We start from the raw sequence: 12325 nt of genomic DNA on the forward strand, positions 1-12325 counted from the left end.
CAAACTCGCCCAATTCGACACAAGCGCCCACACCATTGCTTGATCAATCTGTTAAAGAACATTCGGCGTCCGCCGCGAAGAAGGATCATTATAAAGACTTTCCAGTCCGTGTCAACCCTTCCTTTTCCCTTCCCTCCCGCCTGCGCCGCCCGATTCGCTCAGGCCCGTCAGCACCGGAAGAGCTGACTATTATGCCTCAACCCACCTCACCCGTCAAGTGCGTGGGTTTAAAATAATACCGGCATGTTGGCGAGAGCATTAATCGAGGCACATAGAATGTAGAGGAACCGCATATCTACCGTCACCTTTAAACTCGATTGCGATAGCTCAGTCGGTAATTGGAGATGTCGCGGCAAAGGTAATTAGGCCTCGGGAGATCGATGATGTCGCCCATTGAGCGCAGATTTCTGAAACCCTCGCTTGCACGCGAATGGTCCGGACGAGCCCCGACTTACGTATACAGGCATTCACTGGATAGCTGCCTCTTAATTTTGGGCGCCCAATGGCCATGAGCTCCGGTAAAAAAAAGCTTAATGAATCATTGTCATGATTTCGTAATATTTCCGTAACGAAATCGTCACAGTTCCCTCGTAGGATTTTGTTGCTTTAACACGATCGCTTGTTGAGTTGGAACCAACAACTCAACAGTGGGCATACGGAACACGACCGAGCCCACTTTAAACACGCGATTCCTGGAAAACATACTTACGATGGGGGGAACAATGAGATTCAAACGTCTGGCCTATGCCATTTCACTTGCGATCGGTGGAGTCGGTGCAATTCCCGCCCACGCGCTCGACCTTTATATGGACAGCAAAACCAAACAGATCTATGCCGAACCGGGTCCAGGGCGTGTGAAACTCGGCAACTTTGAAAAAATTGACGACGAAACAGCCGAAGAATCTAAGCCCGCCAAGAGATCCGCAAAGGCCAAGCCGGACGGGGATCACATTAGAGCCGTGGAAGATCGCCTTAACAAGAAGATTGATGCCTTGGCCAACAAGCCAAAAGCTCCGGATGACGCCAAAGTCACTCTCGGCGCAAGGGGGCTTCAGTTCCAATCCAACGACGGCAACTTCAAATTTAGCCTCAACGGGCGCCTCCATGCGGACGCCGCAATTCAGTCCGGGGATAAGTTCACAACCTGGAATGACAGAAATAACAACGGCCTTGTCGATGACGGTAATGCTAATGCACCGGTAAGCAACGACCTCGACTCCGGCACCGAAATCCGCCGTGTCCGCATGGAGTTCGCCGGCCAGTTCTTTAACGACTGGACATTTAAGATACAACCGGATTTCGCCGACGAGCAAGTCAGACTCAAGGATACGTTCATTCAATATACAGGCTTTGACTGGGGAAGCTGGACCATCGGTCAGAGCAAGCAGCCGTACAGCTTCCAACAAATGATGAGCTCCAACGATATGCCATTTATGGAGCGTTCATTAGAGTACGCGTTCACGGACGTATCAGTGAATCGTGCGATCGGTCTCCGTTACGATGTGAACGGTCGAAACTGGACCGTTGCGACCGGCGTCTACGGCGACACGGCCACGCGACAAGCTGAAACTGCGGCCGATGACGAGGGCTGGGGCGCTTCCGGGCGCGCCACTTGGGCTCCCTGGTTCAAGCCGGGCGAGTTGCTCCATGTCGGCGCTTCTGCCGCTTACCGCGTACCGGAACAGGGCAACCAAGCCGTACGATATCGCAATCGTCCCACCCACATCGATCACTTCTTCCCGATTGACACCGGGAATATCACAAATATCGACGATGAGATGTTTTTCAATGCGGAAGCGACGGGCGCCTACGGCCCCCTTTCTTTCGAAAGCGAATATAATGTGGCCTATTTGCAACGGAACGGCGATGGAACCGAAGACGCCAAGTTTGACGGTTGGCACTTTGACGTGATGTACAGCCTGACCGGCGAATCGCGGGCCGCCGCCTACGATCCCAAAGCAGCTGTCATTAAACGCTTAACACCCAATCGGAACTTCGATTTGGCCGGCGGTTGGGGTGCCTGGGAACTTAAAGGACGCATTTCCCAAGTCAACATGAACAAAATCGGTACGGCCAATCAGCGCGGCGGACGCGAGACCGCCGCGACCTTGGGCGTCAACTGGTATCTGAACCCCTGGTTCCGCCTGATGCTGGATTATACGCACGTCGTCGATATCGACCTCGGCACCGCCGGGTCAAGCCGGACGCTTCTTGAAGGGGATCCATCAGATCTCGACACCGTCCAGATGCGCGGCTCTCTCGCCTTCTAAACAAGTTCTTTCGCCTCTGCTCAATCCGAGAACCCCGCGGAAGCGGGGTTCTTTTTTGAACTCTTTTCCCACAGCACCAAAGGCTTTGCTCTAGAGCCCGACCAACTGACCGCCTCAGTTGTGCTTGCTTTCCTTCGGTTGTTTTGATTTTTCAAAAAGTTTCGACATCATAACTTTTGCCCAGCAACAGCGGTCTCAGCTAAACCAATCAGAGAATACCGATTCATGGAATTCAAGGACTACTACAAGATCATGGGCGTGGCGCGGGATGCCTCTCAGGAAGACATTAAGCGGGCCTATCGTAAGCTCGCCCGCAAGTATCACCCGGACGTCAGCAAGGAACGTAACGCCGAGGAGCGGTTCAAAGAACTCGGTGAGGCTTATGAAGTATTGAAAGATCCGGAAAAGCGCGCCGCCTACGATCAGATTGCGACAGGCCATCAACATGGCGAACGCTTCACCCCCCCACCCGACTGGGCATTTGACTTTAACGTTGGTGGTGGCGGTTTTACCGGTGGGGACACAACAGGATTCAGCGACTTCTTCGACAGCCTATTTGGCCGGAATACAGGCCGCAGGCGACAAGCAGGCCGTAGCGGTTGGAGTGGGCCGCTATCGGGCCACGATCAATATGCCAACATTCACATTAGTCTCGAAGAGGCTTTCTCGGGAGGGACTCAAACGGTTGCGCTCGCCGTCCCGGAAATCGATGCCCAAGGTAGACTTACCAACAAAACCCGCACATTAAACGTCATGATTCCTAAAGGCATCAAAGAAGGACAACGCATTCGGTTATCCGGACAGGGTGGACCTGGATTACAGGGTGGTACGGCTGGCGATCTTTACCTGGAAATCCGATACAAACCTCATCGGTTCTTTCATGCCGAAGGCGCGGATATTGCGCTAGAGCTACCGGTAACTCCCTGGGAAGCCGCCCTTGGCCAAGCGGTTACCGTACCAACCTTAGGCGGCAAAGTCGAACTTAAACTTCCTCCGAACTCTCAAAGCGGACAGAAGCTGCGCTTAAAAGGACGCGGGCTCCCCGGCAAGCCACCGGGAGATCAGCTTGTGACTCTGCGCATTGTGACACCTGAGGCCGCAACTGTGGAGGCTAAGGCTCTATATAAAAAGATGGCCGAAATTATGCCTATGAACCCACGCGCGTACATGGGAGTGTGATATGACGAACGAGACCCTGATTATCTCGTCCGGCATCGTTTTGGACGAAACAGTTAACTTGTCTCTTGCGGATGTGTGCGAGGCGTGCAGAATCAATGCTGAATCGATTTTCGAAATGGTTAATGAAGGCATTATCGACCCGGAAGGCTCGGAACCAATGAATTGGCGGTTCAACACCATTGCATTAAAACGATTGCAAACCGCGCTTCATCTGCAACGTGACCTTGGGGTTAATCTGGCCGGTGCTGCGCTGGCCTTAGATTTACTAGAGGAACTCGAAGCATTGCGACGGCGGCTTACGGAGCACGCGACACCCCACGAATAGGTTTTCAGGAAGTTTTCTAAGGCGCTCTCTGGACCGAATACCCTCGTGCATTAGAACTCGTTTTCCGCTGACTACTGGTATGCCTTGAAACAGAGGGCGCCGCATGCGCGGCATGTCACATTGGAGTTTTATTAACGGCTGAAGTGCGGAGGGAGGACGATAAAATGCTGATTAATGCGGAAATCGTCGGAGTGGAGGCTGAGGTCAACGGCGGTATAAAATGCCGCTTTTTATAATTTAGGAAACAGTCATACCGGTTTAAAGAAGCGCATCGCGCAACGCTGGCTCTAAAGACTCATAGGAAAACTTGAAGTTTTCACCCTGAAAACGCCTAGGAAGCGCCCTCTGACCACCAAGCATCAGTTCCGCCATTTCACCTGCGCCCAACCTTAACAGCCATGCGGGCACGGTTAATAATGCGGGGCGTTTTAAGACCTTTGCCATGCACTGCGTAAACTCTTCATTGGTTACCGGGTTAGGCGCCGTCACGTTGAACGCTCCGTCGAGGTTCGGCGACTCCAATAAGTGCTGCGTCATCGCAACGTGGTCTTTCATGTGGACCCAAGACATCCATTGCTTCCCGTCGCCAAGCCGCCCTCCTAAACCCAGCTTGAACGGAAGCAGCATCTTCTGAAGAAACCCTCCATCCTTGCCGATTACCAACCCGGTTCGAAGCAGGCATACTCGAACACCAAACTCGCTGGCTCTCAATGCGGCGTCCTCCCATGCCCAGCATAATTTTTGGCCGAAATCATCCCGCGCGAGGACCGAATTTTCATCCAGGATGGCATCGCCCTGATTGCCGTAGATTCCGACCGCTGACCCGCTGATAAGTACTCCGGGTCTCGATTCCGCCTTACGGATTGTATCGATAAGATGCTCAGTCAACGTAACCCGACTGTCCCATAGAACCTGTTTACGTTGCCCGGTCCAACGGGAACCAACAATAGGCGCTCCCGCTAAATTGATAACTGCGTCAAAATGCTGGTCAGGTGACCAATTGGCTAGACTTTTCAGTGCAGTTACTTCGGGTCCACACTTTTCGGAAACCGTCTCGGGCTTTCGGCTGAGAACAGTCAACTGATAACCGGCTCTGAGCAGAGCCTTGCATAAGTTCCTACCGATAAAGCCAGTTCCACCAGTAACGAATACTCGCATGTCTTCTCCACTTGCCATAGCAAGGACACGAGTGACTGGAAACCGCCGGATGGATGATCCGCCCTCCCGACGCTGGAGACACCTGTAACCGAAATGTCCGCCTAAGAAAAAAGCCCCGAGATGATTATAAGGGGCCTTGGAGCCAAAGCGCCAAAAACGACCGATTTTTTGAAAGCGAGCAGGCCCGTGCAGAACCAATGAGGAAAGGCTTAAGAAAAGATCTTACGGGGGCGTGGCAAGGATAGGATTGTCAACTAAGACTAAAACTTATTGAGGTAACACCTATGCTTGCCACATTTGGTGGCTTATTTCTTGTCGTCGTCGCTGAAAACCCAACGAACAAAGAAGACGCCAGCGGCGATAACAGCGATGGTAACCACCATACCCATCGGGGTTCTCATTTTCTCAACTAAATCTAATATGGCTCCCATTTCTTAACCTACCTTATTTGGTTTTATCGAAAGTCTTTTGTAATAGCAGAACAATGCTATCGCGTCGAGTATCTTACCTTCTGATCGAGCGCTGTCAAGTCGCGAGGCGCCTGTAAGGAATGGCCTATCGAATCGATCCGGCAATCCTCACATGATGAAGCAATGCCCGAATCAGAATCAACGTCTTCAGTCAGTGCTGCCCAAAAAAAGACCTGGATGAAGGATCTCCATCCAGGTCGTTATTAGTGCCTTTAAAGGCAAAGGGCTATTTATAGAAGCAACCGCCGCTTCCTAAGAAGGGCAGAAATTCTTACAGGATAGCTTATAAATCAAAAATTAAAGGCTCGGGGATACGGTGGTCGAGATCTTCTGTTTGTCACCGTCCGGAGAGTTACCGCAAGCAACCAAGCCCAGAGCTACCATGACCAGGCTAACAACGCATAGCAACTTTTTCATAAGATCCTCCTCAATTTCCAAAGCTTTAAGATTTATAGTTAATAGTGCGTATAAGCACGGTGTCTTTTATAAAGAAGATTTCCTAAAAATGCAAGAGGGCGGAAAAGCAGGGACGTCTCAGGCAAAAACTCTGGCTGGCACGGGCAGCCAACACAACGGACGGCGACTTAGATAGCACTGTTTTCTTATTATTTAGAACGAGAGCACTTCCAAGCCGGCAGCAGAAACGCCTAGATCACCAGACACATCGCCCCGTGCCTGATCGAGTCCGATGAAATCGAACAAATTGCGATCTGCCAATTGGGATGGCCCCACGTTCTGCAGCGCGGTGAAAATTGTCTCTAGACGACCTGGGAACTGTCTTTCCCACGACCGCAGCATTTCCTTCATCGCCTTACGCTGCAAGTTCTCCTGCGAACCGCACAGGTTACATGGGATAATCGGAAATCCTTTGATGCGTGCGTATTCCACAATGTCCTTTTCCCGGCAATACGCTAACGGCCGAATGACGATATGGCGTCGATCATCACTCAACAGCTTAGGCGGCATTGCCTTAAGAGTGCCGCCGTAAAACAGATTGAGAAAGAAAGTTTCTAGGATATCGTCGCGATGATGGCCTAAAGCAATCTTGGTAACACCATGTTGGGCGGCATACCGATAAAGCGACCCTCGGCGCAACCGAGAGCACAAGCCACAGGTGGTCTTGCCCTCCGGAACCACCCGCTTGACGATGCTATAGGTATCTTGCTCGATGATATGGTAGGGGATGCCACGACCGGAGAGATATTCCGGCAGCACGTGCTCCGGAAATCCGGGCTGCTTCTGATCCAAGTTGACGGCGATGATTTCAAACTGAACCGGAGCATTCAGCCGAAGGCTGAGCAGGACATCCAGAAGCGTGTAGGAATCCTTCCCCCCCGAGAGACAGACCATCACCTTGTCGCCGTCCTCGATCATTCGGTAGTCGGCGATAGCCTCACCGACCAGACGGCGCAATCTCTTTTGCAGCTTATTGAATTCGTAGCGCTGCTTTTCCGTTAGAGAGCTTGCCGCCCTATCCGCCATAACGTTGGAAAATCAAGCTGGCATTAGTACCGCCGAACCCGAAGCTGTTCGACATAACGGTGTCAATACGGACATCGTCGACTCGCTTCAGCACGATAGGCACGCCTTCCGCGCCAGGGTCTAGCGTTTCGATATTGGCCGACGCGGAAATGAAACCGGCATTCATCATCAATAAGGAATAAATCGCTTCATGCACGCCCGCGGCGCCCAAGGCATGGCCGGTCAATGATTTTGTAGAGCTGATCGGCGGTACTTCGGTACCGAAAACAGCCTTCACCGCCTGCAACTCCTTAATGTCACCGATCGGCGTGCTCGTTCCATGCGCATTGATGTAGTCGATTTTGCCGTCGATACCTTCCATGGCCTGCCTCATGCAGCGTGCGGCCCCCTCTCCGGAAGGCTGAACCATATCGAAGCCGTCGGAGGTCGCACCGTAACCGATAAGTTCACCGTAAACTCTGGCTCCGCGAGCCTTGGCATGCTCCAATTCTTCGAGAACCAGAACGCCACCGCCTCCCGAGATCACGAATCCGTCCCGATCGGCGTCATAGGGACGCGATGCGATTCCGGGGGTGTCATTATATTGCGATGACAAAGCACCCATCGCATCGAAGAGCACGGTCATTGTCCAATGCACTTCCTCACCACCGCCGGCAAAAATGATGTCCTGCTTGCCTAATTGAATAAGTTCCGCCGCATTACCGATGCAGTGAGCACTTGTCGCGCACGCGGAACTGATGGAGTAATTGACGCCCTTGATCTTGAAAGGCGTCGCGAGACAAGCGGAATTGGTGTTGGACATGGTTCGAGGCACCATGTAAGGCCCAACCTTTTTGACGCCCTTTTCGCGGTAGTTATCGTATGAAAGCAGGAGATTCGCCGTGGAGGGCCCCCCTGACCCCATAATCAAGCCGGTTCTAGGATGCGATATTTCAGCCTCATTCAAACCTGAATCAGCGATAGCCTCCTGCATGGCAATGTAGTTATAGGCAGCGCCATCGCCCATGAACCTGCGGATCTTGCGATCTATAAGATCGTCTACGTTCAATTTGATCGGGCCAAAGACTTGGCTGCGAAACGCCATTTCCCGGTATTCTTCGCTGAGCCGAATCCCGGAATGTCCCTGCCGCAGGGCCTCGGTTACCTCTTGCTGATTGTTACCTATGCTGGAAACGACACCAATGCCGGTTACAACAACGCGTCTCATATCTGTATAGCTCCCTCAGAAAGCATCTGTGGAAGTAAACAGGCCGACCCGAAGGTCGCTGGCCTCATAAATAATCTTGCCATCGCACTCCATTTCCGCGTCAGCAAACCCCATGACCAACTTACGCATCATCACCCGTTTGAGATGAATACGGTAAGTAACGAGCTTATGCTGGGGCAGCACCTGACCGCGAAATTTGACCTCTCCCACCCCTAGAGCACGACCGCGCCCGAGCCCGCCCATCCAGCCGAGATAAAAGCCGATCATTTGCCACATGGCGTCAAGCCCAAGGCAACCGGGCATTACCGGGTCGTTTTGGAAGTGACAGGAGAAAAACCAAAGATCCGGGTTTATATCCAGTTCGGCGATGATCATGCCCTTGTCGTAAAGCCCCTCGTCGGAACTGATGCGGGTAATTCGATCGAACATCAACATCGGGGGGAGCGGTAATTGGGCATTGCCGGGACCGAACATTTCACCTCGGCCGCATTGAATTAATTCGTCGCGGCTGTAACTGTGTTGTCTCTGTTGTAGTCTAGATTCCTTAACGATCATAAAAGTGCCCGATATCGATGTTGTTTTATATTGCCTCTCGGCACCAGCGGGTTACCGAAGGCGACCAGGCCGCTTACCAGAATTCCAAGCCGACGTGCCACACTGTGGGCGAAAACCCATTTACCAATGAGAGCTTCCGGATGGCGTCCTCGGAACGCACGAAAGTCTATTTACCGTCAAGGCTTGGCGAAAAAGAGAGTTATTGTATCAGGAAAACATGAATTCCAGCACCGCGTCGGCGAGGTCACAACCCGATGGGATTCGGTCTAATTGATGATGGAACGATGTAGACGGGCTGGAGCGTACACAGGCTAAATTGGCCCCATAGCCAGCGCATCCACACGACAAATTTAAGAGCCGTGCTTGGGAGTCGCTTGGATTAATGCGGAGTATTTTAACGGTTACGAACAACCCTCGTGGGAAGAGAGCCATGCCAGATCTACCGCCGCCCATCGAGATTCTGCCCAATCCACGATCGACGCAGGATTTCTTATCACGCTCCAACGTAGACTTGCCGCCCGCAAGACCCCATCGCCTCATTCTGTTCACCTACGTCTTTTTGTTTGGCTTCATGGCGAGCATGGCGTACGTGTGGCTGCGCCAGCCGGTCTACGAGAGTACGGCCTCGCTGCTTACGATGGCACCTGCCGCCATCGATGAGATCGAGATAAAAGCCAGTGTCCAGCACGTTGCGATACAAAGCGAGACCTTGCTCGGCATTCCTTTGCTTGAAGAGGCTTTAAGGCATTTAAGGAAAGCAGGCAATACATCCGAACTTGCGAGCTTAACCGTGGGCGATCTTCAAGCCTTGCTATCGGTCGAACCCATAACCGAGACCAATATCGTTAGGCTGCACGCCAAGGAGTCGAACCCGGACGTCTTGGCTCCGGTCATCAACGCCTGGATCGACGCCTATCAAGTGCGCCGGGAACAATCGACCCGCGCAGCAAAAGACGGCATCGCCAATGCATTGAAGACTGAATTTCAACAACTTGGCCAAAAAATCGAGGCAAAGCGCCTGGAATTGGATCAATTTCGCCGTGAACACGGCATCGTCTCGAAAAACGATGCGGACAACCGCGTCATGGCTAGGTTAACCGGCCTCAACACCGCGCTCAACAAAGCCAACGAGGATGAGGTCAAAGCGAAAGCCCAGCTCGACGCCATCAAGGAAGCCATTGCCAGAGGCGAGCCCGTGGTGCCGTCCAGCGACGAACAGGGTCTGGCGAACCTGGAGCGGCGAGCGCACGACCTACGCCAACAGCTAAAGGATCTGAAACGCCGTTACACGCCGCAGTACCTTTCACTCCAGCCTCAGCTCAAGATTATTCCCGAACAGCTCAAGCAAACCGAAGAGGAAATCAAGAAAAAGCTCGAATACGGAAAACAAAACGCGCTGAGCGAAGCCCAACAAGCCTATGCGTCCGCTCAGCAGACAGCCAGGGAAATACGCCGTCAGATCGAAGCGCACGAGCGGGAGGCGACCGAATTCACAACCCGCTTCGCCGAGCATGATGCCATGAGGGAAAACCTCGAAAAGCTCGAAGAGATCTATCGCGAAACCGAAGCCCGGCTTGTACAGGTCGAAGCCAAACCTCATGAAAGACTTCCTCAACTCCAGGTATTGGAACGAGGCCATGCGCCGACGCGGCCGATATGGCCGAATTACTGGCGTGACAGTGGAATCGCCTTTGGCGGCAGCCTCGGCCTCGCGCTGATCGCCGTCTGGCTCTACGAGTACCTCATGCGTCGGCAAACACCGCCAGCTCCCACATTCTTACCCGATATCCACGTTTATTCGGTGCCGGAAAACCTTCTGCTTCAGCGTCGAACGGCAACGCCATCGGCTCTTCCCTCGGAACAATTTCCCGCTTTGGAAAGCCCGATCACCCGAGAACTGACCGAGCCGGAGGTCCGCGTGCTGCTGGAAGCGGCGAATCTCAAAGCCAAGCAGGCGATAGGCATGCTTCTGTCCGGCCTGAGCCTTGAAGAGATCGCGGGCTTGCCTGCTGAAAAGTTCGATCTTGCCGATGATCGTCTGCATGTAGACGGCAAGAATGCCAGGACGCTGCCCCTTCCCCGGCGCCTCAAGATTTGGCTGACCGAAAGCGAAGACTCGCCCGCCTGGGGATCCTTCGACACCGCTCCCGGAGCGGACGATCTGGCGTCTTTTATCGCCTGCGCGGCCATTGATTCCGGCCTTACACAACCCGAGACGATCGATGCGCCAGCATTGCGCCACACTTATATAAGTCATTTGGTCCGCCAAGGCATCCGGCTCTCCGAACTGGAGCGTGTTGTCGGTCCGCTGCCGGCGAAAACGCTCGCCGGCTACGGACGCCTTTCCCCACCCGGCCCGGGATTGCCCGCCGACAGGGTGCCGCTGATTTATCCCGCCCTTAGCTCATAACCGCTCATCAAAATGGCTTCCGGCTCCGCCCCTCAGAATCCCCAGCGTCTCACCTGGGCTTATATCCGATCCGTCGCGCTGGAGCACAAGCGCGAGCTGTCTGCGGCACACCTGATCGCCGTGCTCGCGGCGTTAAGCGCGGTCCCCGTTCCCTTGCTCATGCCGCTCCTGGTGGACGAGGTGTTGTTAAACAAGCCGGGCATAGCGGTCAGCACGCTCAACCGGCTCTTTCCTGCCGAGTGGCACGGGCCCGGCTTGTACATCCTGGCGATACTGGGGCTGACCTTGCTCCTACGCCTGATCGCGGCACTCTTCAACGTATGGCAGACGCGACAGTTCAGCTTTATCGCCAAAGACATCATCTATCGCATCCGCTGCCGGCTAATCGGGCGATTGCAGCGCATCTCCATGGCCGAATACGAGAATCTCGGCAGCGGCTCGGTAGTGACCCACCTGGTCACCGATCTCGATACGCTCGATACGTTCATCGGCACCACCATCGCGCGCTTCGTGGTCGCCCTGCTGTCCCTGACGGGCACCGCCGCCATTCTGCTGTGGATGCACTGGCAGCTCGCGCTGTTCATTCTGTTCCTGAACCCGATCGTGATTTTTTTCACCAAGACCCTGGGAAAACGGGTCAAGAAGTTGAAGCGGGAGGAAAATTCGGCAATCGGCGTGTTCCAGCTCGCACTGACCGAAACGCTGGACGCCATCCATCAAATCCGGGCCAGCAATCGGGAGAAACACTACATGGGGCGGCTGATGGAGGCGGCGCTGGCGGTCCGTGAGAATTCGACCGCCTATGCCTGGAAAAGCGATGCCGCGAGCCGCGTCAGTTTTCTGGTATTCCTGTTTGGGTTCGACGTCTTCCGCGCCTTGGCCTTATTCATGGTGCTCTACTCCGACCTCACCGTCGGCGAGATGATGGCGGTCTCGGGGTACCTATGGTTCATGATGTCTCCGGTGCAGGAGATTTTGGGAATGCAGTATGCCTGGTTCGGCGCCAAGGCGGCATTGGAGCGGATCAATCAGTTGAACGCCCTGAAACAGGAGCCGGAATACCCACACCTAATCGATCCGTTCAAAAAAGACCGGAGAGTGGGCATCATCATCGATGATCTTTATTTCGCCTACTGCTTCATCAAGGTTGAATTGAAGGGTAAAGATGCTTGAGCTTTATGCGCGCATTGTCGGTGGTGAAACGCCAATCGATTTTGGCGCGGACGGTATTCCGGCGGGTTTCCCAGGCAGCGACTTCGCGCGTCAGGT

General features: G+C 53.7%; 10 protein-coding genes and 1 pseudogene. 6 read left to right on the top strand and 5 right to left on the bottom strand.

The genetic code is table 11. The annotated features are described in order from the left end of the window. From VEB01_RS02810 to VEB01_RS02825, 4 genes are all read left to right on the top strand, one after another. On the top strand, positions 1-236 hold a 236-nt coding region (locus VEB01_RS02810), incomplete at its 5' end, for a hypothetical protein (RefSeq protein WP_324872606.1). Between the two features lie 486 nt (positions 237-722). Continuing rightward, positions 723-2270, top strand: coding sequence for an OprO/OprP family phosphate-selective porin (locus tag VEB01_RS02815; protein ID WP_324872607.1), 1548 nt, complete (start codon positions 723-725; stop codon positions 2268-2270). 225 nt (positions 2271-2495) lie between these two features. Continuing rightward, on the top strand, positions 2496-3449 hold the full coding sequence (locus VEB01_RS02820) for a DnaJ C-terminal domain-containing protein (protein ID WP_324872609.1): 954 nt from the start codon (positions 2496-2498) through the stop codon (positions 3447-3449). A gap of 1 nt (position 3450) precedes the next feature. Beyond that, positions 3451-3774, top strand: coding sequence for a chaperone modulator CbpM (locus VEB01_RS02825; RefSeq protein WP_324872611.1), 324 nt, complete (start codon positions 3451-3453; stop codon positions 3772-3774). 258 nt (positions 3775-4032) lie between these two features. On the opposite strand, the gene VEB01_RS02830 is transcribed toward VEB01_RS02825, so the two are convergent. The 4 genes from VEB01_RS02830 to fabA all read right to left on the bottom strand — a co-directional run bounded on the left by VEB01_RS02830 (position 4033) and on the right by fabA (position 8646). Further along, positions 4033-4932, bottom strand: coding sequence for a TIGR01777 family oxidoreductase (locus tag VEB01_RS02830; RefSeq protein WP_324872613.1), 900 nt, complete (start codon positions 4930-4932; stop codon positions 4033-4035). A gap of 1079 nt (positions 4933-6011) precedes the next feature. Then, the gene (gene ttcA, locus VEB01_RS02835; RefSeq protein WP_324872615.1) at positions 6012-6884 is read right to left on the bottom strand and encodes a tRNA 2-thiocytidine(32) synthetase TtcA; all 873 of its coding nucleotides are present in this window, start codon (positions 6882-6884) and stop codon (positions 6012-6014) included. Beyond that, positions 6874-8091, bottom strand: a complete 1218-nt coding sequence (gene fabB / locus VEB01_RS02840) for a beta-ketoacyl-ACP synthase I (RefSeq protein ID WP_324872617.1) — start codon at positions 8089-8091, stop codon at positions 6874-6876. The genes ttcA and fabB overlap by 11 nt, the downstream gene beginning before the upstream one ends. 15 nt (positions 8092-8106) lie before the next feature. Then, on the bottom strand, positions 8107-8646 hold the full coding sequence (gene fabA / locus VEB01_RS02845; protein ID WP_324872618.1) for a 3-hydroxyacyl-[acyl-carrier-protein] dehydratase FabA: 540 nt from the start codon (positions 8644-8646) through the stop codon (positions 8107-8109). A 430-nt stretch (positions 8647-9076) separates the two neighbouring features. Here fabA and VEB01_RS02850 point away from each other — a divergent pair, with 430 nt between their 5' ends. Together VEB01_RS02850 and VEB01_RS02855 are read left to right on the top strand one after the other, a co-directional pair. Then, positions 9077-11056 carry a GumC family protein gene (locus tag VEB01_RS02850; protein WP_324872620.1) on the top strand — a complete coding sequence of 660 codons (1980 nt, stop codon included), beginning with the start codon at positions 9077-9079 and terminating at the stop codon, positions 11054-11056. A 12-nt stretch (positions 11057-11068) separates the two neighbouring features. Beyond that, positions 11069-12229 carry an ABC transporter ATP-binding protein gene (locus tag VEB01_RS02855; protein WP_324872622.1) on the top strand — a complete coding sequence of 387 codons (1161 nt, stop codon included), beginning with the start codon at positions 11069-11071 and terminating at the stop codon, positions 12227-12229. Here VEB01_RS02855 and VEB01_RS02860 read toward each other — a convergent pair. Then, positions 12198-12325 (bottom strand): annotated as a pseudogene (locus VEB01_RS02860) (IS630-like element ISCARN102 family transposase); the annotation flags it as partial. The gene VEB01_RS02855 and the pseudogene VEB01_RS02860 overlap by 32 nt on opposite strands.

Source organism: Methylocaldum sp. (assembly GCF_035627495.1).
Taxonomy (GTDB): domain Bacteria; phylum Pseudomonadota; class Gammaproteobacteria; order Methylococcales; family Methylococcaceae; genus Methylocaldum.